Raw genomic sequence first — 26,201 nt, 5'->3', positions numbered from 1 at the left:
ACCCGGGCCTGACGCCCTCGCCCGGGCCCGGCGTGCTCGCCCGACTCAGCCGCTGATGCTGGCCGCGCCGGTCTCCAGGTGGCCAGTGAACCGCTGCGACCAGGTGGCGTCGGCGTTCACCGTGACGGTGAAGTCGTACCAGCCGTCGGTGTAGGCGACGGCGTTGAAGAAGTCGCTCACGCTGCCGCCGGCCGGCACCTGGTACGTCCAGGGGCCGTCGGTGCGGTAGTTGGTCGAGGTGATGGTGAAGGTCAGCGCGGTGGTGCCGGTGTTGGCGAGCTTGAACCAGACCGCCGGCTTGCCGGTGCCCGGCTCGACGGCGTACGAGCAGGTGACGGCCGCGTTCTTGCCGGCCTTGGTGGCGTCGCCCTTGAAGCGGCGCAGGAAGCGGTTGGGGCCGACCACGCTCAGGTCGTACTGGCCGCTGCCGTAGCCGGTGCCGCAGTTGAAGAAGTCGCTCTGGCTGCCGCCCGGGTCGACGGTGTACTGCCAGGGGCCGCCGCCGCGGTAGGCGTTGGCGTACGCGGCGAAGTGGGCGGTCCTGGTCGCCACCGCGCCCTCGTTGGCCATCGTCAGCCAGACCTTGATCGCGCCGGCCGAGCCGAACTCCAGGTGGTCCAGGTTGGCGTTCGGCTGGTGGGGCAGGGCGCGGGCCGGACGGGTGCCGATCTCCTGGGCGGGCAGCTTGTTGTCGACCGGGGCCGGGTTGGGCAGCGGGCCGCAGTTGGACATGCCGACCACCGCGCCGGCCGTGGCGGGCAGCGTGGGCAGGCCGTACACCGGGTTGGCGAAGTCGAACAGGCCGGTGAGGTCGCCGCAGACCCGCCGCCGCCAGTCGCTGATGTTGACGCAGGTGGCGGGCTTGCCGATGGCGGCGGTCCACTTCTCCAGGAAGCGCAGCACCGAGGTGTGGTCGAAGACCTCGGAGGAGACCCAGCCGCCGCGGGTCCACGGGGAGACGGCGATCAGCGGGACGCGGAAGCCGAGGCCGATGTTGGTGCCGTTGTAGAACTCGCCCGGGGTGCCGGCCGGGGCGGCGGGCGGCGGGACGTGGTCGAAGAAGCCGTCGTTCTCGTCGTAGTTGAGGAACAGGACGGAGGAGTTGAAGACGTCCGGGTCGGCGTTGAGCGCGTCGATCACGTTGTGGACGAAGTGCGCGCCGTCGGCCGGGGTGGCGTACGGGTGCTCGGAGACCTCCTGGTTGGGGACGATCCAGGAGACCTGCGGGAGGGTGCCGGCCAGCACGTCGGCCTTGATCGCGGCGACGATGTCGTCCGGGGTCCGCCCGGTGACCTTGGGGACGGATCCCATGCCCTTGACCGCGAGCGGGCTGCCGGCGGGCGCGCCCGTGAACTGGGTGAAGTAGCCCAGGGCGTTGTCGCCGTAGTTGTCGGCGGCGTTCTGGTAGACCTTCCAGCTGACGCCCGCGTTCTCCAGCGCCTCGGCGTAGGTCTGCCAGCGCAGGCCCTTCTCGTCGCCGCCGTCGTAGGCCGGGCCGCCGGCGGCGCCGGACGGGTCGATCTGGCCCGACCAGTGGTAGGTGCGGTTGGGGCCGGTGGCGCTCAGCACCGAGCAGAAGTAGGCGTCGCAGATGGTCCAGTTCTCGGCGAGCGCGTAGTGGAACGGGATGTCCTGGCGGGTGAGGAAGCCCAGGGTGCGGACATTGCCCTTGGCCGCCACCCAGGAGTCCAGCTTGCCGCCGTTCCAGGCCTTGTGCTGGTCGCTCCACCCGTGGCTGAGGTCGCCGTTGCACTGGGCGAGGCGCTCCGCGTCGGCGCCGCCGGCCGGCTTGGTGAGGCTGAACTGCCACGGGTACTGGCGGGCCAGTAGGCCGTTGGGCTGGTTGAAGACGGAGTAGCCGCCGGCGATCTGGATGGCGGAGCGGTCGGCGAAGCCGCGCACGCCGCGCAGCATGCCGAAGTAGTGGTCGAAGCTGCGGTTCTCCTGCATGAGGATCACGATGTGCCGCGCGTCGGCCAGGCTGCCGCTCTGCGACAGGGCCGCCGACGGCGCGGCGGCCACCGCGGCGTCCGGAGCGGCCGGGTCGGCGGCCGGCGTACCGGCCGGGGCGTCGGCGGCGGGGGCCGCCCCCGCGCCGGTGGTCCCGGCACCGGCCACGGCGAGGCCCGCGGCGGCGGCACCGGACAGGGTCACGAACTTCCTACGACTCAGCTCGGCCATCAGCCCAGCCCGTCCCTTCATCGGCGATGTTGTGCACACAAGTCGGCGCCCACACGATCGCGCAGCATCCTCCACCCGCTCCGGACGGTCCCACCAGGGGCGGGCGGCAGGGTTGGCGGACTGTTCCCCCCTGGGTCGCCGAACGACCTGCGGCTGAACGGACGGCCGGGCCGAAACCTCCGGACCTCCCCATTTGAACGGGTTCAAAATTTTTGCCACACTGAGGCCGGACACCGTCACGTGGGGGGATTTCCATGCAGATGTCACGCTTCGTCCTGTCCACCGCCGCCGTCGTCCTGGCGGCCGGCGCCCTGAGCGCCTGCAGCGGCGGATCGCCCGCCCCGGCCGTCGGCGGCCCGCCCGGTGAGCTCGTCAAGGCCGCCGATGCCATGGACCGCATCGGCAACGGCCGGCTCCGGTTCACCGCGGCCGAGGGCGACAAGGCGCCGACCACCCTCAACGGGTACGTGCGCTGGCAGGGCCGGCCGTCCTTCGAGAGCACCGAGGGCGACTCCACGATGCGCCTCGTCCAGGGGGCCATGTACGTCCGCGGCCTCGGGCTCGACCGCTGGCAGCGGCTCGACCACCTCACCTCGCGGCCCGACGAGCCGCCCGTACCGATCGACCTCGCCACGATGAGCATGGAGCTGGCGTCCTCGCCCGCCGCCGAACTTCGGCGGGCCGCCGGGCACGGCACGGTCACCGCCGAGGGGCGGGAGGACCTGGGCGGGGTCCCCGTCACGCACTACCGCAGCGTGTCACCCGTCCCGGCGAGGAGCGGCAAGGCCGAGCAGCGCCTCGTCGCCGGCCCCGACTACACACCGCCGGCCGGCTCGACCTGCACCGCCGACTACTGGGTCAACGACCGGTACGAGCTGGTCAAGCTCACCCTCGCCCTGAGCGCCGGTCAGGAACGGGCGCGGGCCACGGCCGAGTACAGCGAGCCGGGCACCGCCCCGGACATGCCCGTACCGGCGCCGAGCGAGGTCGATGACCCGTGGGCCACCGTCAGTCCTTCACCGTGATCCCCAGGGCGTGGGCGAACTGGGGGGCCAGTTCGAGGAGCTGGGTGGAGCTGATGAGGGCGCCGCGCAGACCCTGGTGACCGTCGGGAAGGCCGAGGCCGACGGCGCCGCGTAGGTCCACCTTGCTCAGGGTGGCGCCGCGCAGCCGGACCTCCTCCAGGGTGGAGCCGGGGAAGGTGACGCCGGTGAGCTTCGCGTCGCCGAAGTCGACGTCGCGCAGCAGGCAGTCCTCGAAGACGACGTCGCGCAGCACGGCGGCGCGCAGGTTGACGGCCTCCAGCTTGCAGCCGCGGAACACCACCCGGCGCAGCGCCGAGCCGTGCGCGGCGATGCCGGCCAGCACGCCGCCGGAGACGGCGGTGTCCTGCCAGTCGCTGTCGGCGAGGTCACAGGCCACCCAGCGGCCGGCCTGCACCCAGACCTCGTTGAACCGGGCCTGGCGGAGCCTGACGCCGCTCAGGGCCACGCCGGTGAGGGCGCACTCCAGGAAGGTCGCGCCGCCCGCCGACTGGTCGGTGTACTCGCCGCCGTCGAAGTGGACGGTGTCGTAGCGGTCGTCGCTGCGCAGCGGGCCGGTGTGCGGGGTCAGGTGGGCGGCGTAGGGCAGGTCTTCCAGGTGGTCGGGGACGTGCTGGGGCATGCGGGGGCACCTCGCGGTCGGCGGCGGACGGGTCCTGGTCCGCATGCTCGCACGGGGCACCGACAGTCCGGCGCGAGCGGGCGCGGCGGTGACACGGTGGGGCGCGCACCGCCGGCCCTGCTCGGATGCGCCGCTCGGGACGGAAACGCACACGGGGCGGCCCGGTCGCCGGGGTTGCGGCGACCGGGCCGTCACTGCGGTGCGCGGGGCAGTCCCTGGGAGGGACTACCGCCAGAGGGAGTTGACGCGGCTGCGCTCGGTGCTGTTCGGGTACGGGTTGGTGCAGGAGGTGCCGGGGCCGCCGCCGGACATCAGCTCGCTGCACGGGCCCGAGTAGTGGTCGGGCAGGCCCAGCACGTGACCGGTCTCGTGCGCGGTCACCCGCGTCGAGTTGTACTGCCGGTTCTGCGCGTAGTCGAGGAAGATGTAGCCGCGGCCGTGGCCGTCGGTGCTGGCGTAGGAGCCGCGCGAGTCGTTGCCCTCGTAGTAGCGGAAGTCGGCGGCCGAACCGGACCGGAGCTGCACGTTGGTGACCGAGCTGTTCCAGATCTGCGCGCTCTGGGCTATGACCCCGGCGAAGGACGGCGCGCTGCTGGCGTCATAGGTGACGGTGACGGCCAGCAGGTACGGGTTGGCGGCCTGCTTGGCCCGCGCGGACTTCATGACGGCCTCGAAGAACGCCTGGTTGTCGGCGTCCTCGGCGGCCGAGCCGGCGTAGGCGGTGGCGGTGGCGGTGGCGGTGGCGGACGGCGTGTAGCCCTGGGCCGGCGCGGCGACGGCGCTGGTCGGCAGGGCGGCCAGGCCGGCGGCGAGCGCCAGGCCGAGGGCGGCGGAGAAGGTGCGCGAGACACGGTTCATATGGGGGGCTCCCGTTCACGGGTCGAGGGGTGGGGTACGCCGGTGCGGCGGTACGGGAGGTACCGCGGGTGGTGCGGTGGTGCGGGTGGGCATGCGCCCGACCGGCCGGAGGGGGTCGTCCGGCCGGCGCGCGCCGGGGTGGCCGCCGCGGGGGCGGGCCGTCGAGGGGCCGGATCAGCCGGCCAGGCCGTACCGCCACAGCGAGTTGACGCGGCTGCGCTCGGTGCTGTTCGGGTACGGGTTGGTGCAGGACGGGCCGGGGCCGCCGCCGGACATCAGCTCGCTGCACGGGCCCGAGTAGTGGTCGGGCAGGCCCAGCACGTGACCGGTCTCGTGCGCGGTCACCCGCAGCGAGGCGTACTGCTGGTTCTGGGTGTAGTCGAGGAAGATGTAGCCGTTGCCGTGCCCGTCGGTGCTGGCGTAGGAGCCGTTGGACGGGTCGTCGCCCTCGTAGTAGGCGAAGTCGGCGTTGGAACCCTGCTGGAGCCGGACGTTGGCGACCGAGCTGTTCCAGATCTGCGCGCTCTGGGATATGACCCCGGCGAAGGACGGCGCGTTGCTGGCGTCATAGGTCACCGTGACGGCCAGCAGGTACGGGTTGGCGGCCTGCTTGGCCCGCGCGGACTTCATGACGGCCTCGAAGAACGCCCGGTCGTCCGCCTTGCCCGCACCCTTCGCGGCGGTGCCCGGGGTGTAGTGCCCGGCGGCGGGAGCGCTCGCCGGGGCGGCGGTGGCGGTGGTCGGCAGGGTGGCCGTTCCCACGGCCAGGGCCAGTCCGAGTGCGACGGAGAGCATGCGCGGGACACGGTTCATGTGGGGGCTCCGATTCGCGAGTGCGCCGCGGACGGTGGGGGGCCGGGCCGCGGGCATCGGATGAATGCTTGCTGCCCCCAGAGCTTCGGCCAGGCCGGCGGCCCGGCGGATGATGTCAACCGGCGATAGCCCGGACCAATCACCGCGCCGCCCGGACGACCGGTCCGACGCTCAGGGCAACAGCCTGTCATGTCCCTGGCGTCATCCCGTTTCCACCGTTACGCTCCCGGATGTGGAGCTCGACGTGAGACACCTACGGGTGCTGTGCGCGATCGCCGACACCGGAAGCCTCCGCAAGGCAGCGCTGCAGCTCGGCATGACCCAGCCGTCGCTGACCACCCAGCTGCACCGCATCGAACGGGCCGTCGGCGGCACGTTGTTCACCCGGGAGCAGACCGGCAGCCGGCCCACCGCGCTCGGCCACTCCGTGCTGTCCCGGGCCAGGCCGGTGATCGCCGAGATGGCGGCGCTGGTGGCCGCCGCCCGCCAGGAGGCCAGGGAGGCGGCCGGTGGCGAGCGCGCCCGGCGGCTGCGGATCGGCAGCGTCGGCAGCCGGGCGGTGGCCGCCTGGCTGCGCCGGCTGCACGAGCGGCTGCCGGAGACCGACACCACGATCCAGATCGACATCTCGGCCAACGCCCTGCTCCGGATGGTCGCCGCCGACCAGTTGGACGTGGCCTTCGTGCACGAGAGCGAGGGCTTCCCGCTGCGGCTGCCCCCGGACGCCGAGCACCGGGTGCTGCTCACCCGCGAGCCGCAGTTCGTCGCGCTCACGGCCGGCCATCGGGCGGCGGCCCGGCCGGTGGTCCGGCTGGCCGAGCTCGCCGAGGACACCTGGATGGTGGACCCGACCGCCGACCACGAGTACGCCGCGATGCGCCGGGTGTTCCGCGCCGCCGGGCTCAACCCCCGGGTGGTGCAGGTGCGGGACAACGCGACCGCCGCCGAACTGGTCGCCTCCGGGGAGGCGGTCCGCCCCTGTCAGCCGACCTCGCTGCCCGGGCCGGGCACCGTCGTGCGGCGGCTGCACGGCGACCCGCTGGCCGTGCGGCTGCTGCTGGTCTGGCGGCCGCGCGCGCTCGGCCCGCCGGCCCGCGAGGCGCTGTACGAGGAGCTGCGGGCGGCCTACCTGGACCTCGCCGAGGCCAGCCCCGCGTACCGGGCCTGGCTCGCCGGGCACGACGAGGTGCAGCGCGCCCTGCTGGGGCCGCCCCCGCTGGACCCGCTCCGCGCGAACGGAACGGCGCTCGGCGGTGCGGCGCTCAAGGGTGCGGCACTGAACGGCTCAGCGCTGCACGGCTCAGCACCGAACGACGCCGGCGGGCCCGACGGGTCGGCCCCACCGAACGGGACGGCCCCACCGAACGGGACGAACGGCCTGGCCGAGGAGCACCCCCGCGACGGGCAGCCGCGGGAGGGCTCGCCGCAGCGCCGCCCGCCCGCCCTCGTTCAGCGCTCCCTCGCGTGCAGCGCCACCCCGGCCGCCACCGCGACCGCCGTCACCAGGCCCGCCGCGAGGACGCCGGAGCCGCCCGCCGCCGTACAGGCGAGCACCGCGACCGAGGCCACCGGCAGCAGCGACAGCTGAAGCGCGCCGGTCTTGGCGTGCCGGGCGTGCAGCGCCCAGACGGTGAACAGGTAGAGCGCGGTCGGCACGGTCACCGTCGCGGTGGCGGCCGTCTCGGAGACGTGCGCCTTGTGCACGGCCGACGCGACCGCCACCTCCAGTCCGGCGCCGATCGCCGCCGCCGAGCCGAACACCAGGTAGTGGCCGTAGCCCCAGAGGAAGGCCTGACGGCTGGACCGCAGGTGCTCGTGGACCGGCCGGGCGTAGTAGATCCACCAGGCCGAGAAGCAGATCAGCAGACCGCCGACCGCGACCGGCAGCAAGCGGGCCAGTCCCTCCTGCTCGTCCACCGCCGACTGCACCGCGACGGTCGCCGCCGCCACCGTCTCGCCGAGCACGATCAGCGTGAACAGGCCGTACCGCTCGGCGATGTGGTGCGGGTGCCACGGGGTCTGCAGCCGCAGTTCGGCGACCACCGGCACGGCCAGCTCGGCCAGGATCCCGATCGGGATCAGCACCGAGCGGACGTCGTGCGGCAGCAGAAGCACCGCGCCCCAGCCGATCTGGCAGAGCGTGATCCCGACGGCGTAGCGCAGCGCGACCGCGCGGGCCAGGCCCTCCTCGGCCGCCGCCGCGCGCAGCCACTGGGTGACCATCGCCAGCCGCATCACCACGTAGCCGATCACCACCAGTACGAGGTCCTGGTCGGCGAAGAGCCGCGGGACCCCGGCCGCGAGGATCAGCACACCGGCGATCTGGACCAGGGTGGTGAGCCGGTACGGGACGTCGTCGCAGTCGTAGGCGGAGGCGAACCAGGTGAAGTTCATCCACGCCCACCAGATCACGAAGAACGCGAAGAGGTAGCCGGTCAGGCCGTCGCCCCAGTGGCCGCCCGCGAGGTCGTGGGCCAGCTCCCGGCCGGCCTGGCCGACGGCGACCACGAAGCAGAGGTCGAAGAAGAGTTCCAGCGGGGTGGCGACCCGGTGCGGCTCGTCCCGGCTGCGCGGGACCATCCGGCGCACCGGGCGGGGATCGACGGGGTGCGGGCGCGGGACCGCGGTGGAATCGCTGCTCATGGACGGGTCTCCGGGATCCGGACGGGTGGGCTGTACCCGCCGCATCCTGACAGCGCGCCGGGCGCCGCGCACGCATCCGAGGGCACCAGGGCGCACCGGACCTTGCCCGGGAGCGCACGGATCGCGGCGAGCGCCGCCGGATCGGGAGATTGTCCCGTTATGGACCGATATGCCCTGGCGTCAGCGAGAGTTGACGCCCCGGTGCGCGAACCGGGTGACAGCACGGCGGGTTTGCGGACGCGCCGCGCCGTACGGTGCGACCGCCCGGACGCCCCGCTAGATTCGTCCCCGGTTCGAAGCGAACGGGGCCCGGGGACGAGCCCCGCGGCACGGGCGGCCTGCGGGCATCGCGGAAGGTCAAGGCGGGTGGCAGGACAGCGGGGGCGGCATCACCGGCCTTCCCGTGTCCGCACCACCGGCCTCGTGATCACCGCGCTGCTCGCCAGTGCCCGTCGTGCGCCCGCCCGGGCCGGGGACCGCACCGCCGCCCCGTCCCCGGTCCCGGTCCCGGCTACTTCTCCCAGCCGACCTTGGCGTAGTCGGTGCTCGCCAGGCCGAACGCCCCGTAGTTGGCGAGTCCCTTGCGGGCCGCCACCACGGTCGGCCGCTGGTACAGCTCGTAGGTGTGGCCGAGCTCCCAGATCCGGGCGTCCGCCTGGTTGTAGAGCTTCGCGGCCTCCACCGGGTCGATCGTGCCGGCCGCCTTCTTCAGCAGCGCGTCGATCTCCGCGCTGCCCAGCTTGGAGTAGTTGCCGAAGACGTTGTCGCCCTGCGGCAGGCGGAAGTTGGTCAGGCTGCTGGAGAGCGGGAACGAGTCGGTGTTGCGCCAGCTGGCGATGTCCCACTTGCCGGGGTTGACGTACTTGGTGAAGAAGTCGTTGGCCGCGACCTTGTCGATCTCCACCTTGACGCCGGCCGCCAGCCACATCGCCTGGGCGGCGGTGGCGAGGTCGACCTGGGCCTGCGGGGTGGACTCGTTGAGCACCCAGTGCAGGGTCAGCGTCCGGCCGTCCTTGGTACGGGGCTGGCCGCTGCCGGCCTCCTTCCAGCCGGCCTCGTCCAGCAGCTTCTTCGCGGCGGCCGGGTCGAACGTCGCCCACTCGCCGGAGTTGTCCCGGTAGCCGGTCTGGTTGGGCATGAAGATGTGGTTGCCGAGCGGCTTGAACTCCACCGGCACGCCGTTGTTCGCGATCTTGATGAGCGCCCCCCGGTCCAGCGCCCTGCCGAGCGCCTGACGGACCTTGACGTCCGCCAGCGGACCGCCGCCGCCGAAGGAGATGTGCACCTCGTCCCACGGGCTGGCGGACCGGATCACCGTGTCCTTGGCGTCCTTGAGCTGCCCGTACGCGGTGGCGGTGCCGGCCGTGGCGTAGTCGATCTCGTTGTTGAGGAAGGCCTGGGTGGTCGCCGACTGGGACATCACCCGGAAGGTGATCCGCTCCGCCTTCGGCTTGACGCCCCACCAGTCGGGGTCCGGGACGAGGGTGAGGGTCTGCGCGGTCTTGTCGGCGGTGCCGATCTTCAGCGGACCGGCGGTGATCGGGATCTTCTCCACCCAGCCCTTGTTGAAGTCGTCGGCGGTGGCGATCCCGGCCGCCGGGATCAGCGGACGGAACAGGTTCTGCCAGTCGGCGTACGGCTCGGAGAAGGTCACCTTGACCTCGGCCGGGCCGGCGCCCTGCTCGACCGCGGAGATCAGCTCGTAGCCGGCCGAGTCGGCGATGTTGTAGCCGTCCTTCTTGCCGTTGGTGGCCTCCCAGTCGGCCTTGAAGTCGAGGTAGCTCAGCGGCTTGCCGTCCGACCACTTGGCCTTGGGGTTGAGCGTGTAGGTGATCACCTGCGGCGAGGCGGAGGTGACCTTGGCGTCCACCAGGTAGTCGGCGACCGGCTTGAAGGTGCCGCTCTCGTCGGTGCTGAACAGGCTCGGCTCCAGCGTGCGCATGATCTCGACCGCGTCGCCGTAGCGGCCGTCCACCTGGAACGGGTTCCACTGGGTGATCCACTGGTAGAGCGGGAAGCGGACCTCGCCGCCGTCGCGGATCTGCTCCAGCGGCTTGGCGTTGATGTCGATGGCCCCCTGCCCGGGCGCTTCGCTCCTGACCGCCGTGCCCGCCGAACCGCCGCCGCCGGAGGTGCACGCGGCGGTCGCCAGCGCGACGGCGAGGGCGAGGGCGGCGGCGCGGCCGAGTCGGCGCGCGGGCGTGGCGGAAGCGTCCATGAGGGTCCCCCCGTGATGTCCGGCGAGTGGTGAGAGTTGAGCGTCGCGAGGTGTGGCGAGGCTTGAGCGTGGGCAGCCAAGTCGGTGCCGGGGACCGAACGTAACAGTCGATCAGAACGAGTACCAGGGGGCCGAGTTGACACCTGATCCGACCGAAACGGGGAGCAACACGGCCGCAACACCGCGGCCGCGCACCGGTGCCACACTCTGAGCTGCGCTTTCCTGACCACGGTCAAGAACGGCGACCGGCCGTCCCTCCCGCGCGTCCGCCCCCGACCCGAAGGCCACCCTCCGATGCCCACCAGACGCGTCGGCCCCGCCCCCACCCCGGGCGGCCGCTGATGCTCCGCTACCTGACCAAGCGGCTCGCCTACTACGCCGTGCTGCTGGTCGCCGCCGTCTTCCTGGCGTACGCGCTGGCCGGCGCCGCCCTGCAGCCGCGCTCCTACTTCGAGGCCAAGGTGCCGCGCCCGGCCGCCGCCTCGGTCGAGCGCCAGCTCACCGACCTCAACCTGAACGACCGCACCCCGGTGGTCGAACGGTTCGGCCGCTGGGCCGGCGGCCTGCTGCTGCACGGCGACCTCGGCCGCACCATCCACGACACCCCCGTGATGGACGACTTCCGCCGCCGGGTCTGGGTCTCGCTGCGGCTGCTGCTGGTCGGCAGCCTGCTCGGCATGGTGCTCGGCGTCGCCGCCGGGGCGTGGAGCGCGGTGCGCCAGTACCGGCTCTCCGACCGGCTGCTGACCGTGCTGTCCTTCGTCCTGCTCTCCACCCCGGTCTTCCTGGTCGCGCTCTTCCTCAAGAACGGCGCCATCGCCGCCAAGGACGCCGTCGGGCACGAGGTCGTCCCCTTCACCGGGTACGAGACGCCCGGCCTGAGCGGCGGCCTCGGCGCGCACCTCGCCGACTGGGCGCTGCACCTGCTGCTGCCCACCCTCTCGCTGGCGCTCGGCGGCCTCGCCACCTACAGCCGCTACCAGCGCGGCACCATGCTCGACGTGCTCGGCTCCGACTACCTGCGCACCGCCGAGGCCAAGGGCCTCACCCGGGGCCGGGCGCTGGTCAGGCACGGACTGCGGACGGCGGTCATCCCGATGTCGACGATGTTCGCCTACAGCTTCCTCGGCATCTTCACCGGTGCCGCCTTCACCGAGACCATCTTCGGCTGGCACGGCATGGGCGAGTGGTTCATCCAGTCCGTCAACGAGCAGGACGTCAACGCGGTCGTCGCGGTCAACCTGTTCGCGGCGGTCGTGGTGCTCGCCTCCGGTTTCCTCGCCGACACCCTGCACGCCGCGCTCGATCCGCGCGTGCGGGCCTGACCCGAGGAGGAGCGCCGTGACCGCCGCGATCACCGGACCCGCCGGACCCGCCGAGCCCGCCGGGGCGCCCGGGACCGCACCCGGACCCGAACCCGCCCCGGTACCCGCGACGGCCGGCCGGGGCCGGATCGTCCTCGCCCGGCTGCTCGCCGCCCGCGGCGCGGTGGCCGGTGCCGTCGTCGTCCTGCTGCTGTTCCTGCTGGCCTTCGGCGGCCCGTACCTCACCCCCTGGGACTACGCCGCGCCCGACTACGGCGCGCTGCGCCGGCCGCCCTCCGCCACCCACTGGTTCGGCACCAACGGGATCGGCCAGGACGTCTTCGCGCAGACCCTCCGCGGCCTGCAGAAGTCCCTGGTCATCGGCCTGCTGGTGGCGCTGTTCTCGACCGTGCTGGCCTCCCTGGTGGGCGCCTGCGCCGGCTACTTCGGCGGCTGGACCGACCGGTCGCTGATGTTCCTGGTCGACCTCATGCTGGTCTTCCCCGCCTTCCTGGTCGTCACCATCGTCTCGCCCCGGCTGAAGGGCGCCGGCTGGCTCGCCTTCGTCCTGCTGCTCGCCCTGTTCAACTGGATGATCACCGCCCGGGTGGTCCGCTCGATGACGATCTCGCTGCGCGAGCGGGAGTTCGTCCGCGCCGCGCAGTTCATGGGCGTCCACCCGCTGCGGATCATCACCCGGCACGTGCTGCCGAACGTCGCCTCCTTCCTCATCATCGACGCCACCATCGCGGTCGGCGGCGCCGTGATGAGCGAGACCGCGCTCTCCTACTTCGGCTTCGGCGTCAGGGCGCCGGACGTCTCGCTCGGCACCCTGCTCGCCGCCGGCACCAGTGAGGCACCGGTCTTCCCCTGGCTGTTCTACTTCGCCGCCGGGCTGCTGGTGCTCTTCGTCCTGGCCGTCAACCTGATCGGCGACGGGCTGCGCGACGCCCTCGACCCCACCGCCGAGGCCGCCCGCAGGCCCCGCCGCACGCGCGAGCGTGACCGTGCTCCGAGGAAGGGGACCCGCGCGTGACCGGCACCGCCGCGAACACCACCGCGACCACCGCCACCGGCACCCCGCTGCTGCGGGTGCGGGACCTGCGGGTCGACTTCACCGGCCCGCGCGGCGCCGCCCCCGTCCCCGCGGTGCGCGGCGTCGACCTCACCCTGCACCGCGGCGAGACCCTCGGCATCGTCGGCGAGTCCGGCTCCGGCAAGTCCGTCACCGCGCTGGCCGTCCTCGGACTGCTGCCCGGCACCGCCCGGGTCCGCGGCTCGGTGCGGCTGGACGACCGCGAACTGCTCGGCCTGCCCGGCCGCGAGCTGGCCGCCGTCCGCGGCCGGCGGATCGCCATGGTCTTCCAGGACCCGCTCTCCGCCTTCACCCCCGTCTACCGGATCGGCGACCAGCTGATCGAGGCGCTGCGCGTCCACCGGCCCGGCCTGGACCGGACCGCCGCCCGCAAGCGGGCCGCCGAACTGCTCGACCTGGTCGGCATCCCGGCCCCCGACCGCGCCCTGGACGGCTTCCCGCACGAGTTCTCCGGCGGCATGCGCCAGCGCGCCATGATCGCCATGGCCGTCGCCAACGACCCCGACGTGCTGCTCGCCGACGAACCCACCACCGCCCTCGACGTCACCATCCAGGCGCAGGTGCTCGACGTGCTGCGCACCGCCCGCCGGGAGACCGGCGCCGCGCTCGTCCTGGTCAGCCACGACCTCGGGGTGATCGCCGGGATGGCCGACCGGGTCGCCGTGATGTACGCCGGGCGGGTCGTCGAGACGGCGGGCGTGGACGAGCTGTTCGCCGCGCCGCGCCACCCCTACACCCTCGGCCTGATCGGCGCCGTCCCCCGGCTGGACGGGCGGCGCGGACCGCTGGTCCCGATCCCCGGCACGCCCGCGCCGATGGCCGAACTGCCGGACGGCTGCCCGTTCGCCGCCCGCTGTCCGCTGGCCGAGGACCGCTGCCGCACGGCCGAGCCGCCGCTCACCGGCGACGGCCACCTGACCGCCTGCGTCCGGTCCGGCGAACTCGCCGAACGACGGCCCGCGCCCGGCGAGGTGTACCCCGTGCCGGAGCTCCCGGCGGCGCCCGGCCCGCCGCTCCCCCGCGCGCAGCGCCCGCCGGTCCTGGAGGTCGGCGGGCTCACCAGGACCTTCCCGCTGCTCAAGGGCACCGTCTTCAAGCGGCGGGTCGGCTCGGTGTACGCGGTGGACGGCGTCGAGCTGTCGATCCGGGAGGGCGAAACGCTCGGCCTGGTCGGCGAGTCCGGCTCCGGCAAGTCCACCACCCTGTTCGAACTGCTGCGCCTGGCCGCCCCCGAGTCCGGCCGGATCGAACTGCTCGGCCGGGACACCGCCGGGCTCTCCCGCGCCGAGGCCCACCGGATGCGGGCCCGGCTGCAGATCGTCTTCCAGGACCCGATGGCGAGCCTCGACCCGCGGATGCCGGTCGGCGACATCGTCGCCGAGCCGCTGCGCGCCCAGCGGGCCGCCAAGGAGGAGATCGCCCGCCGGGTGCCCGGGCTGCTGCGCCAGGTGGGCCTCGACCCGGCGCACGCCGTCCGCTACCCGCACCAGTTCTCCGGCGGGCAGCGGCAGCGGATCTCGATCGCCCGGGCGCTGGCCGTCCGGCCCCGGCTGCTGGTGCTCGACGAGCCGGTCTCGGCGCTGGACGTCTCGATCCAGGCCGGGGTGCTCAACCTGCTGCAGTCGCTCAAGGCGGAACTCGGCCTCTCCTACCTCTTCGTCTCGCACGACCTCTCGGTGATCCGGCACCTCGCCGACCGGGTCAGCGTGATGTACCTGGGGCGGACGGTCGAGCAGGGCGAGGTGTCCGCCGTCTTCGACCGGCCCCGGCACCCCTACACCCGCGCCCTGCTCTCCGCCGTCCCGCTGCCGGACCCGGCCGCCGAACGCGCCCGCACCCGTGTCCTGCTGGCCGGCGACCCGCCCTCCCCCACCGTCCGGCACACCGGCTGCCCGTTCCGGGCCCGCTGTCCCGTCCACCCGGCGCTCGACGAGGCGGCGCGCGCCCGCTGCGCGAGCGAGGCACCGGCGCTCACGGCCGCCGCCGGGCCCGGGGACGCCGACCACCAGGCCGCCTGCCACTTCCCGGAGGGGTGACCGGACCCGCCCGACGGTCACCCCGAGTCACCGGACCGTGCCGATTCGGCGGATCGGCCGGACGGCGTGTAATGTCTTCCAGGTCAGCAGGCGCCGCTAGCTCAGTTGGTTAGAGCAGCTGACTCTTAATCAGCGGGTCCGGGGTTCGAGTCCCTGGCGGCGCACCGACGGTCGAAGGGTCCTCTCGCAGCAGCGAGGGGGCCCTTCGGCGTTTCCCCGGCACCGGGACGGGAACGTGGACCTCCGTCCACTCGTCGCGTCGGAGGTGGTGTCGCCTTGACCCCCCTTGAACCGCCCGAGCCGCCCGGGGGTCGTCCGCTCATGGACGAGCTGGTGCTGCTCTGCAACGATCCGGGCCCCACGTGGCTGGATTCCTCCCCGTCCATGTTCGAGCGGATGATCGCCGGCGCCGTGCTCGCGGAGCTGCTGCTCACCGGGGCGATCACCATCGAGGGCCAGTGGATCACCGGGGTCAATCCGTTCGGAGCGCGGGACGAGGTCGGCGAGGCCGTGCTGGGCCGGCTGAACCGGGTACGCAAGGGGGGCCGGTCGAAGCTGGTCTCCGCCCTGCGGCGGATCCCGCCCGCGACGACGGCCCGGCACTACCAGGACCGGCTCGTCGCCCAGGGCGTGATGACCATCGAACGCCGCCGGCTGCTCCTGCTGCCGTACCGCGCCCTGCTGCCGGTGCGCGCCTCGGCCGCGCAGGAGATCACCGACCGGATCGTGGCATCCCTGGAACGGACCGGAGCGGGCTCCGCCGGTACCGGTGAGCGCGACCTGCAGTTGGCGGGACTCCTCTGGGCGGGCAGGTTCGACGGCCGGCTCCGGCCCCGGCAGGAACGCGCCGCGTTCCGGGCCGCCACGCGGCGGGCGGCCCAGGACCTGCCGATCGCCCAGGCTGTCCGGGGGGTGATCGAGATGGACAGGTCCGCCGGGAGCGGCGGCGGCTGAACCGGGGGCGGAGCCCCGCGCCGCCCGCCCGGTCAGCGGGCCGTGTCCAGCACCGCCGAGGCGACCGCGTCCGGGCGGTCGAACATCAGCAGGTGCCCGGCCGGGACGGTGCTGCGGAACTCGGCGCCGAGTTGCGCGGCCAGCTCCCGCTGGGCGGCCAGCCACTCCTCGGTCCGGCGACCGCGCAGACCGTCGTCCGCGGCGAGCACGGTGACCGGCAGGTCCGCCGGCAGCGGGGCGGTGCGGCGCAGTCCGGCCAGTTCGGCGGCCATGTCCAGGTAGCGGGCGTTCTCCCGGAGCAGTGCCCGCAGCGAGCGCCCGGTGCGGTAGCAGCGCCGGACCAGCGACGCGGGGGCGAGGTCCTCGCGCCGCACGGTGGTGGCCCGGGCGGTCAGCCGGCGCACGGCGGGCCCGAACAGGTACGGCACGGCGACGGCGGTGGCCGCGCCGGCGGCGGCGCGGGCCGCGAGATCGCGCAGTCCGGGGGCCGGGAGCGGGTGCGGATCGGGTTCGACGCTGCCGTCCAGCAGGACCAGCCCGGCCGTCCGCTCCGGGTACAGCCGGGCGAAGGCCTCGACGTGGAACGCGGCGAGCGAGTGCCCGGCCACCGTGCACGGCCCGGTCAGGGCCAGCGCGTCCAGCACGGCCCGGATCCGGTCCGCCTCCCCGGCGGCGGTGGACAGCGGCCGGTCGGCCGGCTCGGGCGCGCTCAGGCCGTAGCCGGGCCGGTCGAAGCGGACCACGGTGCGGTACGGGGTGAGGAAGGGGACGACGAGGTCCCAGTCGAACCAGCTGCTGCCGAGGCCTCCGGCGAGCAGACAGACCGGGCCCCGCCCCTCGGCGCGGACGTGCAGGGGCGTGCCGTCGATCCGCAGGAAGGTCGCGGCGGTGCCGTGCGGGCCGGAGGGGTGTGCACCGGTCATACCGGATCCCGTTCTTCGGACCGCCGGGCGCGGGCGACGGCGGCGGGGGTCGCCCCGGAGTGCAGGGCCGCCGCGAGCAGGGCCAGCCAGAGGGCGACGAGCAGCACCTGGAGGCGCTGGCCGGCGCCCAGCGCCCAGGTGCCGTGACCGGCCTCGAAGGCGGCGATCGCGCCGAGGCTCCACCCGGTGGCGACCAGTTCGGCGCCCAGCAGCCAGGGCCCGTACCGCCGGACCGGCGGCCACCAGCCGTGGCGGCGGGCGGCGACGGTGAGCGCGGTCAGCCCGCCGAGCGCGCCGAGCACGGCCAGGCTGCTGGTCACGGCGTGCGCGGTGTGGGTGGCGGGGACGAGCCCGGCGGTCTCCCGGGCGGCGCACATCTCGTCGCTGGTGGGCGCGCAGCTCAGCGGCAGCCGGGAGTCGGCGGCGGTGGCCGCGCCGAACAGGGCGAGCCCGGCCCATCCGGCCACCGCCCAGCCCCTGGCCGCCGCACGAGCCCGGGCCGGAGCGTGGAAGGCGGCGAGGGCGAGGACGGCGGCGGCCAGCACCGCGAGTCCGGCGACCAGGTCGGTGGCCCGGAAGAGACCGCCCAGCGGCTGGTCCTCGGCGGCCAGCTCGCTGAGGTACGCCTGGACCGGGTCGAGCCCGGTGCTGAGCACCACCTCCAGGACCCACGCGGTGTACGCGAGCGCGCTGAGCAGCAGCAGGGCGGCGACGGCGCGGACGAGGGCGGGGGCCGGGGTGGGGGCGGAAGTGAGCCGAGCCTTCCGGCGACCGGGGTGGGAGCTGGGCACGATTCCACCCTAACCGGCGGTAAACCCCTCCCCAACCGGGAGGAAACGGGCGGGCCGGCCCCGGCGGCGCCGCAGACGGTTCGAGGCGCCCCTCGGAAGCGTGTATTGTTTTCCCCGTCAGCAGGCGCCGCTAGCTCAGTTGGTTAGAGCAGCTGACTCTTAATCAGCGGGTCCGGGGTTCGAGTCCCTGGCGGCGCACCGACACCGGGGAGCCTCTCGTTCACACGAGGGGCTCTCCGGCTTTTCGCTGCCCTTCGACGTCCGATTTGTGTGTGATGTCGGTCTCGCTTCCCGTCGCGGTGGAGCCAACCGGTACCTTCGGCGCGTTCTGGGCTGTATATCGGATAAGGGACAAAGGTCCCCCGACCGCCGACGATCCCGTCTGCGCGAGCCGGCACGGCACCCGTGCGTCCTGCCGCCCGCTCAGCCGCCCGCCCGCTGGAAAGGCCGCCGCTTTGTCCCGAATCGCCCTGCGCGGCGCGCCGCGCGTCCGCAAACCCAAGGCCCGTCGGCCCCGCAAGCGGCGCACCGGCTGGCGCAGACTGATCCCGACCTGGCGGATGACCCTGATCGGCTTCGTGTCCGCGCTGCTGCTCGGGATCGGCCTGTTCGCCCTGGGCATCACGCTGGTGAAGGTGCCGGACGCGCACGCCGCCGCGACCCTGCAGAGCAACAACTGGCTCTACGCGGACGGCTCGGCGATCGCCAGGACCGGCCAGACCAACCGGCAGAACGTCGGACTGGACAAGGTCTCCCCCGCCGCGCAGCACGCCACGCTGGCCGCCGAGGACCGCAACTTCTACCACGAGGGCGCGGTCAACGTGCCCGGCCTGGTCCGCGCCGCCGTCAACACCGCCAAGGGCGAGGGCACCCAGGGCGGCTCGACGATCACCCAGCAGTACGTGAAGAACACGTACCTGAGCCAGAAGCAGTCGATATCGCGCAAGGTGAAGGAACTCTTCATCGCGATCAAGGTGGATGCCACCGAGAGCAAGGACGAGATCCTCTCCAGCTACCTCAACACCTCCTACTACGGGCGCGGCGCCTACGGCATCCAGGCCGCCGCGCAGCAGTACTTCGGCATCGACGCCTCCGAGCTCAACGCCGCCCAGGGCGCCTACCTGGCCACGCTGCTGAACGCCCCGAGCGCCTACGACGTGGCCACCGCCACCCCGGCGGGCAAGCAGAACGCCGTCAACCGCTGGAACTACGTGCTCGACGGCATGGTGAAGGAGGGCTGGCTCTCCGCCGAGGAGCGGGCCGCCACCGCCTTCCCCGAGGTCAAGGACCCGCAGGCGCAGCTCGGGCTGTCCGGTCAGGCCGGCTACCTGGTCAACGCCGCGACCGAGTACCTCACCACCAACCAGATCATCAGCGAGTCGGAGCTGGCCAAGGGCGGCTACACGATCAAGCTGACCGTCGACCCGGGCCGCCAGCGGGCCCTGGAGGACGCCGTCCAGGGCCAGCTGCACGACACCCTGAACCCGGAGAAGCGGAAGAAGGACGCCGCGGCCCAGCCCGGCGCCGTCTCCGTGGACCCGAAGACCGGTGCCGTGGTCGCCCTGTACGGCGGCGTCGACTACACCAAGCACTACGTCGACAACGCCACCCGGCGGGACTACCAGGCGGGTTCGACGTTCAAGGCGATCGCGCTGGCGGCGGCACTGGAGAACAACGCCAAGACCCAGTCCGGCCAGACCATCACCCCGCGCACCGTCTACGACGGCACCAGCGGCCGCAAGGTCCGCGGCGGCAAGGGCACCCCGTACGCGCCGCCGAACGAGGGCGACAAGAGCTACGGCCAGATCACCCTGCAGCAGGCCACCGACTGGTCGGTGAACTCGGCGTTCGCCCAGCTCGCCCAGGACACCGGGCTGAGCAAGGTGCGGGACACCTCGATCGCGCTCGGCCTGCCCAGCAACACCCCCGGGCTGGACCCGGTGCCCTCGATCCCGCTGGGCACCGCCACCCCGAGCGTGCTCGACCTGGCGGGCGTGTACGCCACGCTGGACAACGGCGGCAAGCAGATCACCCCGTGGCTGGTCCAGTCGGTGGACCGCGAGGGCGAGCCCGTCGGGCTGCCCGCGCACAAGGCCACCCAGGCGGTCAGCGAGCAGACCGCGCGCCAGGTCACCTCGATGCTCCAGGGCGTGGTGAGCGACCAGGGCGGCACCGGCTGGCGCGCGAAGGCGCTGGGCCGGCCGGCGGCGGGCAAGACCGGTACGACCGACGACCAGAAGTCGGTCTGGTTCGTCGGGTACACCCCCGAGCTGGTCACCTCGGTCGCGCTGTTCGGCCAGGACCCGGACACCGGCGCGCAGGTCAGCCTGAGCGGCACCGGCGGGATCGACGGCGCGGCGGGCGGCCAGTACCCCGCGCAGATCTGGACCAGCTACATGAAGACCGCCCTGAAGGGGCAGCCGGTCGCCGACTTCCCGGCGCCCTCGGGTGCGGACGACTCCGCGCGCAGCGGCTCGGGCTCCTCGGGCTCCGGCTCCGGCTCCTCGTCCGGTCCTTCGAGCGCTCCGTCGAGCACCCCCGACGGGTCGGCGACGCCGTCCGGCGGGCCGTCGTCCCCGACCGGGCAGGGCGGCTCCGGCTCCTCCGGCGACCAGGGCTCGGCACCGGCCACCGCGCCGTCGACCGGGCCGACCACCCCGCCGCAGCCGACCGGGGGCACCGGCGGCTCGGGCTCCGGCTCCGGCTCGGGATCCGGCGGCGGTTCGGGCTCGGGCGGGTCCGGGTCCGGGTCCGGTGGGACGGGCACCACGCCGACCCAGCCGACGACGCCGCAGCCGAGCACCAAGCCGACCAAGCCGCCGGTGCCGAGCACCGGCCCCACCACCGGGCCGACCACCCCGCCGCAGCCGACCGGGGGCACCGGCGGCTCGGGCTCGGGCTCCGGCTCCGGCTCTGGCGGCTCCGGGTCCGGGTCCGGGTCCGGGTCCGGGTCCGGCGGCACCGGGACGGACGCGGGTGTCGGCGCCGGGGCCGGGACCGGGGGGTAGTCGACGGGGTCGGGGCGCGGGTGGGCCGCTGGGCGGCGGACGCTCGCGCTCCGTGCCGGGCAGGACCGAATGATGGAATGGCCCCTTACCGAATGACGGTACGACTGTCAGAATTCGTCGGTGCACAGCTCCAACCCCCTGCTCGGCCGCTCCCCCGGCCGGACCCTCGGTCTCACCCTCGCCCTCGTCTCCGCGTTCGCCTTCGGCGGCTCCGGCACCGCGGCCAAACCACTGATCGAGGCCGGGCTCTCCCCCCTCCACGTGGTCTGGCTCCGGGTCACCGGAGCCGCCGTCGTGCTGCTGCCGCTGGCCTACCGCCACCGCGACGCCGTCCGGCGCCGGCCCGGCCTGCTGATCGGCTTCGGCCTGCTCGCCGTGGCCGGCGTCCAGGCCTGCTACTTCGCGGCGATCTCCCGGATACCGGTCGGCGTCGCCCTGCTGATCGAGTACCTGGGCCCGCCGCTGCTCCTCGGCTACGTACGGTTCGTCCAGCGCCGGCCGATCAGCCGCGGCTCGGCGATCGGCGCGGGCGTCGCGGTCGCCGGGCTCGCCTGCGTGGTCGAGGTCTGGAACGGCCTGAGCTTCGACGCGCTCGGCGTCCTGTTCGCCCTGGGCGCGGCCTGCTGCCAGGTCGGCTACTTCGTGCTCGCCGACGCGGGCAGCCGGGGCGAGCGCCCGGTCGACCCGATCGCCGTCAGCGCCTACGGCCTGCTGATCGGCTCGGTCGTGCTCACCGCCGTGACCCGCCCCTGGGAGGCCGACTGGGACAAGCTCGGCGGGGACGTGGTGATGAACGGGCACACCCTGCCCGCGCTGATCCCGGCGGCCTGGATGGTCCTGGTCGCGACCGTGCTCGCCTATCTGACCGGCGTCGTCGCCGTCCAGCACCTGTCACCGCCGGTCGCCGGGGTGGTGGCCAACCTGGAGGCCGTCGTGGCCACCGTGCTGGCCTGGGTCCTGCTCGGTGAGCACCTCGGCCTGCCGCAGATGGCCGGCGGCCTGCTGGTACTGGCCGGGGCGTTCGCCGCCCAGAGCGGAAAGTCCGCCGGGCCGGCCGGGCCGGAGCGGTCCGGGCCGCCGCCTTCGGAGGCTGCCGCGCCGGACGCGACACCGGCCGGGGCGACGGCCCTCGGCGAGCGGCTCGCCCGGGCCGCCGAGGCCGACACCGGGGCCCAGCTCGGCCGGGAGCAGGACCGGCGCTAGCCGGACGGGTGCCCGGAAGGGTGTCCAGCAGGGTGCGCCGCCGCCCGCTCCGGGATCAGCGGCCGACCCAGCCGAACCAGTCGAGGTGGCCGAGCGGCCAGACGACGGCCGACACCGGGCCGACCACGTTGTCCACCGGCACGGCCCCGCCACCGGGGCCGCGCTGGTGGTAGCGCGAGTCCGCGGAGTCGCTGCGGTGGTCGCCCTCCACCCAGACGTGCCCCTGCGGCACCGTCACCGGACCGAAGTCCAGCCCGGCGCAGGAGTCGTCCCCGGGGTGCAGATAGGGCTCGTCGACCGCGGCACCGTCGACGGTCAGCGTGGTGCCGGAGCACTGCACGGTCTGCCCGCCCGTCGCGATGACCCGCTTGACCAGGTAGTTGTCGTCCTTCGGCGGCACCAGGCCGACGAAGGAGAGCGCCGAGCCCAGCGCGTTGGTGACCGGGTTCCCGCCGGTCGGCTGCGGCGGCAGCCAGTCGCCCGGGTCCTTGAAGACCACCGGCTGGCCCCGCTCCGGCTCCCAGCCGGTCAGCGGGGCGAACTTGTTCACGCCGACCCGGTCACCGACCCGCAGGGTGTTCTCCATCGACCCGGAGGGGATGGTGAACACCTGGAACAGACAGGTCTTGATCAGCAGCGCGACCACCAGGCCGACCGCCGCCATGGCCGGGATCTCGATCCACCACGGGCGCGCCCGGCGGGCCGGGCGGCGGGCCTTCGGCGGCCTGACCCGGCGCCCCTCGGCGGCACGGCGCGCCCGCCGGGCCTCGGCCCGGCCCCCGCTCGGGGCGGCGGGTCCTGCCTCTGCTTCGCCGCCGTGGGTATCGGGCAGGTTCACCGCCATCGTCGCTGCTCCACTCTCAGGCTGCGGGGGAACCTGCACGCTACGCCAACCGGGGATCCAGGCGAAATCGGACTTTTACCCTCGTCAGACATGCCACCGGCCCGGGCGGGGCGCCCCCGGGTGCTCCCGGCCCGGCCGGTCACGCGCTCAGGCCGGGACGTTCCCACCGGTCACGGTGTCGCTCGCGATGGCCTCGTGGTGGCGGATCACCTCGGCGATGATGAAGTTCAGGAACTTCTCCGCGAACACCGGGTCCAGGTGCGCACCGGCGGCCAGCTCGCGCAGGCGCTTGATCTGGGTGCGCTCGCGGGCCGGGTCGGCCGGCGGGAGCTTGTGCTCGGCCTTGAGCCGACCGACGCGCTGGGTCGCCTTGAAGCGCTCGGCCAGCATGTGGACCACTGCGGCGTCGATGTTGTCGATGCTCTCGCGCAGGCTGGTCAGCTCGGCCCGCACGGCATCGTCGACCCCCTCGGGCAGTCCGGCGTCGGGGGTCGTGGGGTGGTCCGTCATCGGGGCGGCTCCGCGGCTCTCTCGGTCTTGCGCCCGACCGTGCGGCGGCCGGGCCCGGGCCCGGGCCAATCTAACAGGGCGCCCGGCGCGGGCCCGCACCATTCGGCCCAATCGTCCACGATCCGGACGGCACACCGACCGGCCGCCGGACGGCGCCCCGAGCTGCCGGGGTCCGTCCACGGACGACCCGGGCCGCCGGGACGGCCGGGGCATTTTCGGACGCGACGGACCGGTGCGCTACTTGTGGCACGCCCCCGGCCTGCCCGTAGGCTGGTCCGCGGCATGACCGGACGTGACGAATCAGCAGTTCCTCAGTAACGGAGGTACCGATCGTGGCAACCACCCGCACCGCCCGCACCGCCTGGGAAGGCAACCTGGTCGACGGCAAGGGCCAGGTGACGTTCGCGTCGTCCGGCATCGGCGAGTACCCGGTCTCCTGGCCGGCCCGCGCCGAGGCCCCGAACGGCAAGACCAGCCCGGAGGAGCTCATCGCGGCCGCACACTCGGCCTGCTTCTCGATGGCCCTCTCGCACGGCCTGACCGGCGCGGGCACCCCGCCCACCAAGCTCGACACCCAGGCCGACGTCACCTTCCAGCCGGGCACCGGCATCACCGGCATCCACCTCACGGTCACCGGCGAGGTGCCCGGGCTGGACGAGGCCGGCTTCGTGAAGGCCGCCGAGGACGCCAAGGCGAACTGCCCGGTGAGCCAGGCCCTGACCGGCACCACCATCACCCTCACGGCCTCGCTGGCCGGCTGACCTCCCCCGGGCGTCCCGCCCGACGACCCCGGCCCGGCGCGCGTCCGGTGCTCCGCCGGGGTCCGCAGGGCGCGTTCCCGGAGCACACGCCCCTGGTGCACATCATGTGATGTGCACCAGGGGCGTCCGCGTGTATCACCACACTCACGCCCAAACCAGACGAATCACCCTGGCGGCGGTCACCGCGCGTTGCCATCGCGTCCTATGATCGGCCGCAGCGCCCTGTTCCTCACGGTTCCTCAGGGGGGCTCCCGCCCGGCCGCTCCGTCCCGAGCGTCCGCACCGGAGTCCGACGTCCGCGAGCGCGGCAGAGTGCGGAGCCGGCCGCCGAAGTCGGGTGACCGGCCGGACCAGCGTCAAGCGTCAGCAGCGGACGGGAGCATGCCGTGCCGGGCCAGAACGAGGGGGCCGACGCGCACACCGCCCCGGCCGGGGGCACGGTCAACGGCACGGCCCGGGCCGCCCTGGCCGACGACGGTGCCACCCGCTGCCCCGCCTGCTCGGCCCCGCTCTCCCCCGGCGCCACCCACCACATGGCGGACGGCCCCGGCGTGAACGGCCGACCCGTCCCCGAGGCCGACGAGCGGGAGCTGGCCGCCCTGCGGGCCAGCGAGTCCCGGCTGCGGGCCGCCTTCAGCGACGCCGGCATCGGCATGGCCCTCATCGACCCCGAGGACCGGATCATCGAGGTCAACCCGGCCTTCGCCGCGCTGACCGGCCGCACCGTCGACGAACTGGTGCGGACCCACATCCACGAGATCGTCGACCCCGAGGGCATGCCGCGCCGGCTGTTCCGCGCGCTCGTCCACGGCGAGCACGACCGGCTCCGGGTCGAGAAGCAGCTCAAGCACCGCGCGGGGCGGACGGTCTGGAGCAAGGTGACCGTCTCGCTGATCCGGGACGCCGAGGGCGGCCCGCTCTACACGCTCGCCCTGGTCGAGGACATCACCGAGCAGCGCCGGCTCGGAGACCGCCTGGAGTACCAGGCCCTGCACGACCCGCTGACCCGGCTGCCCAACCGGACCTACTTCTTCGAACGGCTCGACGCCGCCTGCCTGACCCCCGACCGGGCGACCGAGCCGCTCGGAGTCGGCGGGGGCGCGGGAACGGGGACCGACGGGCCCCGGATCGGCGTCTGCTACCTGGACCTGGACGGGTTCGCCGCGATCAACGAGGCCCTCGGCCACCACATCGGCGACCAGCTGCTGATCGCCGTCGCGACCCGGCTGCGGCGCGGCTTCTCCGCGCACGGCGCCCGGCTGGTCGCCCGGATGGGTGGCGACGAGTTCGCCGTCCTGGTGACCGACAGCCGCGGCAGCGACCAGCTCACCGACCTGGCCGCCCGGATCCTCGACGCCCTGGAGCGCCCCTTCGACGTGGCCGGCCACCGGCTGGTGGTCACCGCCAGCGTCGGCGTCGTCGAACGCTCCGTGCACGAGACCACGCCCACCGACCTGGTCAAGGACGCCGACGCCACCCTGTACTGGTCCAAGGCCGACGGCCGCGCCCGGTGGACCCTCTACGACCCCGACCGGGGCGCCCACCAGCTGACCCGCCAGCTGCTCGCCACCGCGCTGCGCCCCGCGCTGGAACGCGGCGAGTTCACCGTCGAGTACCAGCCGCTGGTCGGCCTCGCCGACGGCGCGGTGCACGGCGCCGAGGCCCTGGTCCGGTGGCGCCACCCCCGCTACGGGACGCTTTCGCCGGACCGCTTCATCCCGCTCGCCGAGGAGTCCGGGGCGATCGTGCCGCTCGGCAAGTGGGTGCTGGAGGAGTCCTGCCGCCAGGCACGGCGCTGGCTCACCGAGTTCCCCGAGACCGAGACCTTCGTGAGCGTCAACCTGGCCGCCCGCCAGATCTGGGACTCCGACGTGGTCGCCGACGTCGCCCAGGCCCTCGAGCGCACCGGTCTGCCGGCCCGGCTGCTGCAGCTGGAGATCACCGAGAGCGCGCTGCTCGGCCCCGGCGGACGCCCGCTCCAGGCGCTCCAGGCGCTCGCCGACATGGGCGTGCGGATCGCGATCGACGACTTCGGGACGGGCTACTCCAACCTGGCCTATCTCTCCCGGCTCCCGGTGCACGTGCTGAAGCTGGACGGCACCTTCATCGAGGGGTTCCGCGACCCGGCCCCGAGCGGCGGCCGCCCGGAGCTCCCCGAGCTCCGCTCGCGGCGCAGCGACGCGGACGAGCAGATCGTCGGTGCGATGGTGCAGCTCGCCCACACCCTCGGCCTGACCGTCACCGCCGAGGGCATCGAGAGCGCCGCCCAGGCCGAACGGCTGCGGCTCACCGGCTGCGACACCGCCCAGGGCTGGTACTTCGCCCGCCCCGGCGAGGCCGAACTGGTCGCCGCGATACTCCGCGACGGCCGGGAGGACCGGGGCGGGCGTTAG

Annotated in this window: 19 protein-coding genes, 2 tRNA genes and 1 pseudogene; 12 read left to right on the top strand and 10 right to left on the bottom strand. The window is 73.9% G+C overall.

What is annotated here, in order from left to right:
* Window positions 1–45: 45 nt before the first annotated feature.
* Entirely contained in the window at window positions 46–2,181 is a 2,136-nt protein-coding gene (locus ACFVUH_RS29070) for a phosphocholine-specific phospholipase C (RefSeq protein ID WP_387916282.1), read from the bottom strand.
* A 254-nt stretch (window positions 2,182–2,435) separates the two neighbouring features.
* On the opposite strand from ACFVUH_RS29070, the gene ACFVUH_RS29065 reads away from it, so the two are divergent.
* Window positions 2,436–3,206, top strand: a complete 771-nt coding sequence (locus tag ACFVUH_RS29065; RefSeq protein WP_387916253.1) for a hypothetical protein — start codon at window positions 2,436–2,438, stop codon at window positions 3,204–3,206.
* On the opposite strand, the gene ACFVUH_RS29060 is transcribed toward ACFVUH_RS29065, so the two are convergent.
* The 3 genes from ACFVUH_RS29060 to snpA (ACFVUH_RS29050) form a co-directional block, all read right to left on the bottom strand.
* Window positions 3,190–3,846, bottom strand: a complete 657-nt coding sequence (locus ACFVUH_RS29060) for a pentapeptide repeat-containing protein (protein ID WP_355370084.1) — start codon at window positions 3,844–3,846, stop codon at window positions 3,190–3,192. The two genes, ACFVUH_RS29065 and ACFVUH_RS29060, sit on opposite strands and share 17 nt — an antisense overlap.
* 225 nt (window positions 3,847–4,071) lie before the next feature.
* Window positions 4,072–4,704 (bottom strand): snapalysin, encoded by a 633-nt coding sequence (gene snpA, locus ACFVUH_RS29055; RefSeq protein WP_387916251.1) that lies wholly within the window; start codon window positions 4,702–4,704, stop codon window positions 4,072–4,074.
* Between the two features lie 174 nt (window positions 4,705–4,878).
* Window positions 4,879–5,517: a snapalysin gene (gene snpA, locus ACFVUH_RS29050; protein ID WP_387916249.1), complete on the bottom strand. Its 639-nt coding sequence runs from the start codon at window positions 5,515–5,517 to the stop codon at window positions 4,879–4,881.
* Window positions 5,518–5,761: 244 nt separating this feature from the next.
* On the opposite strand from snpA (ACFVUH_RS29050), the pseudogene ACFVUH_RS29045 reads away from it, so the two are divergent.
* Window positions 5,762–6,700, top strand: a pseudogene (locus tag ACFVUH_RS29045) (LysR family transcriptional regulator); the annotation flags it as partial.
* A gap of 266 nt (window positions 6,701–6,966) precedes the next feature.
* On the opposite strand, the gene ACFVUH_RS29040 reads toward ACFVUH_RS29045, so the two are convergent.
* Together ACFVUH_RS29040 and ACFVUH_RS29035 are read right to left on the bottom strand one after the other, a co-directional pair.
* Window positions 6,967–8,160, bottom strand: a complete 1,194-nt coding sequence (locus tag ACFVUH_RS29040) for a low temperature requirement protein A (protein WP_387916248.1) — start codon at window positions 8,158–8,160, stop codon at window positions 6,967–6,969.
* A 511-nt stretch (window positions 8,161–8,671) separates the two neighbouring features.
* Window positions 8,672–10,378, bottom strand: coding sequence for an ABC transporter family substrate-binding protein (locus ACFVUH_RS29035; protein ID WP_387916246.1), 1,707 nt, complete (start codon window positions 10,376–10,378; stop codon window positions 8,672–8,674).
* Window positions 10,379–10,719: 341 nt separating this feature from the next.
* Between ACFVUH_RS29035 and ACFVUH_RS29030 the strand changes: the two genes are divergently transcribed.
* The 5 genes from ACFVUH_RS29030 (at window position 10,720) to ACFVUH_RS29010 (ending at window position 15,768) form a co-directional block, all read left to right on the top strand.
* The gene (locus ACFVUH_RS29030; protein ID WP_387916244.1) at window positions 10,720–11,703 is read left to right on the top strand and encodes an ABC transporter permease; all 984 of its coding nucleotides are present in this window, start codon (window positions 10,720–10,722) and stop codon (window positions 11,701–11,703) included.
* Window positions 11,704–11,830: 127 nt separating this feature from the next.
* Window positions 11,831–12,718, top strand: a complete 888-nt coding sequence (locus ACFVUH_RS29025) for an ABC transporter permease (protein ID WP_355370165.1) — start codon at window positions 11,831–11,833, stop codon at window positions 12,716–12,718.
* Window positions 12,715–14,814, top strand: coding sequence for an ABC transporter ATP-binding protein (locus ACFVUH_RS29020; RefSeq protein WP_355370072.1), 2,100 nt, complete (start codon window positions 12,715–12,717; stop codon window positions 14,812–14,814). Before ACFVUH_RS29025 ends, ACFVUH_RS29020 begins: the two co-directional genes overlap by 4 nt.
* 90 nt (window positions 14,815–14,904) lie before the next feature.
* Window positions 14,905–14,978 (top strand) — tRNA-Lys (locus ACFVUH_RS29015).
* 112 nt (window positions 14,979–15,090) lie between these two features.
* On the top strand, window positions 15,091–15,768 hold the full coding sequence (locus ACFVUH_RS29010; protein ID WP_387916242.1) for a GPP34 family phosphoprotein: 678 nt from the start codon (window positions 15,091–15,093) through the stop codon (window positions 15,766–15,768).
* Between the two features lie 32 nt (window positions 15,769–15,800).
* Here the strand turns inward: ACFVUH_RS29010 and ACFVUH_RS29005 are convergent, their stop codons facing one another.
* Window positions 15,801–16,691 carry an alpha/beta fold hydrolase gene (locus tag ACFVUH_RS29005; protein WP_387916240.1) on the bottom strand — a complete coding sequence of 297 codons (891 nt, stop codon included), beginning with the start codon at window positions 16,689–16,691 and terminating at the stop codon, window positions 15,801–15,803.
* Entirely contained in the window at window positions 16,688–17,395 is a 708-nt protein-coding gene (locus ACFVUH_RS29000) for a DUF998 domain-containing protein (RefSeq protein ID WP_387916279.1), read from the bottom strand. Before ACFVUH_RS29000 ends, ACFVUH_RS29005 begins: the two co-directional genes overlap by 4 nt.
* 211 nt (window positions 17,396–17,606) lie before the next feature.
* Here ACFVUH_RS29000 and ACFVUH_RS28995 point away from each other — a divergent pair.
* The 3 genes from ACFVUH_RS28995 (at window position 17,607) to ACFVUH_RS28985 (ending at window position 21,693) form a co-directional block, all read left to right on the top strand.
* Window positions 17,607–17,680: transfer RNA gene (locus ACFVUH_RS28995), tRNA-Lys, on the top strand.
* 257 nt (window positions 17,681–17,937) lie between these two features.
* Window positions 17,938–20,490, top strand: a complete 2,553-nt coding sequence (locus ACFVUH_RS28990; RefSeq protein ID WP_387916238.1) for a transglycosylase domain-containing protein — start codon at window positions 17,938–17,940, stop codon at window positions 20,488–20,490.
* A gap of 120 nt (window positions 20,491–20,610) precedes the next feature.
* The gene (locus ACFVUH_RS28985) at window positions 20,611–21,693 is read left to right on the top strand and encodes a DMT family transporter (protein ID WP_355370064.1); all 1,083 of its coding nucleotides are present in this window, start codon (window positions 20,611–20,613) and stop codon (window positions 21,691–21,693) included.
* A 55-nt stretch (window positions 21,694–21,748) separates the two neighbouring features.
* Here ACFVUH_RS28985 and lepB read toward each other — a convergent pair whose 3' ends face one another.
* Both lepB and ACFVUH_RS28975 read right to left on the bottom strand, forming a co-directional pair.
* Window positions 21,749–22,537 (bottom strand): signal peptidase I, encoded by a 789-nt coding sequence (lepB, locus tag ACFVUH_RS28980; RefSeq protein WP_355370062.1) that lies wholly within the window; start codon window positions 22,535–22,537, stop codon window positions 21,749–21,751.
* A 147-nt stretch (window positions 22,538–22,684) separates the two neighbouring features.
* Window positions 22,685–23,047, bottom strand: coding sequence for a chorismate mutase (locus tag ACFVUH_RS28975; protein WP_355370060.1), 363 nt, complete (start codon window positions 23,045–23,047; stop codon window positions 22,685–22,687).
* 332 nt (window positions 23,048–23,379) lie between these two features.
* On the opposite strand from ACFVUH_RS28975, the gene ACFVUH_RS28970 reads away from it, so the two are divergent.
* Window positions 23,380–23,808, top strand: coding sequence for an OsmC family protein (locus ACFVUH_RS28970; RefSeq protein ID WP_355370058.1), 429 nt, complete (start codon window positions 23,380–23,382; stop codon window positions 23,806–23,808).
* Between the two features lie 533 nt (window positions 23,809–24,341).
* Window positions 24,342–26,201, top strand: coding sequence for a putative bifunctional diguanylate cyclase/phosphodiesterase (locus ACFVUH_RS28965; protein WP_387916277.1), 1,860 nt, complete (start codon window positions 24,342–24,344; stop codon window positions 26,199–26,201).

Origin of the sequence: Kitasatospora sp. NPDC058032, from assembly GCF_042885845.1 — a bacterium.
GTDB lineage: Bacteria > Actinomycetota > Actinomycetes > Streptomycetales > Streptomycetaceae > Kitasatospora.
This window is presented reverse-complemented; position numbering and strand designations above follow the sequence as displayed.

Excerpts from the sequence above, each read along its gene's own strand:
- ACFVUH_RS29070 (WP_387916282.1), bottom strand. The coding sequence starts at position 2,181 with ATGGCCGAGCTGAGTCGTAGGAAGTTCGTGACCCTGTCCGGTGCCGCC.
- ACFVUH_RS29065 (WP_387916253.1), top strand. The coding sequence starts at position 2,436 with ATGCAGATGTCACGCTTCGTCCTGTCCACCGCCGCCGTCGTCCTGGCG.
- ACFVUH_RS29060 (WP_355370084.1), bottom strand. The coding sequence starts at position 3,846 with ATGCCCCAGCACGTCCCCGACCACCTGGAAGACCTGCCCTACGCCGCC.
- snpA (WP_387916251.1), bottom strand. The coding sequence starts at position 4,704 with ATGAACCGTGTCTCGCGCACCTTCTCCGCCGCCCTCGGCCTGGCGCTC.
- snpA (WP_387916249.1), bottom strand. The coding sequence starts at position 5,517 with ATGAACCGTGTCCCGCGCATGCTCTCCGTCGCACTCGGACTGGCCCTG.
- ACFVUH_RS29040 (WP_387916248.1), bottom strand. The coding sequence starts at position 8,160 with ATGAGCAGCGATTCCACCGCGGTCCCGCGCCCGCACCCCGTCGATCCC.
- ACFVUH_RS29035 (WP_387916246.1), bottom strand. The coding sequence starts at position 10,378 with ATGGACGCTTCCGCCACGCCCGCGCGCCGACTCGGCCGCGCCGCCGCC.
- ACFVUH_RS29030 (WP_387916244.1), top strand. The coding sequence starts at position 10,720 with ATGCTCCGCTACCTGACCAAGCGGCTCGCCTACTACGCCGTGCTGCTG.
- ACFVUH_RS29005 (WP_387916240.1), bottom strand. The coding sequence starts at position 16,691 with ATGACCGGTGCACACCCCTCCGGCCCGCACGGCACCGCCGCGACCTTC.
- lepB (WP_355370062.1), bottom strand. The coding sequence starts at position 22,537 with ATGGCGGTGAACCTGCCCGATACCCACGGCGGCGAAGCAGAGGCAGGA.
- ACFVUH_RS28975 (WP_355370060.1), bottom strand. The coding sequence starts at position 23,047 with ATGACGGACCACCCCACGACCCCCGACGCCGGACTGCCCGAGGGGGTC.
- ACFVUH_RS28965 (WP_387916277.1), top strand. The coding sequence starts at position 24,342 with ATGGCGGACGGCCCCGGCGTGAACGGCCGACCCGTCCCCGAGGCCGAC.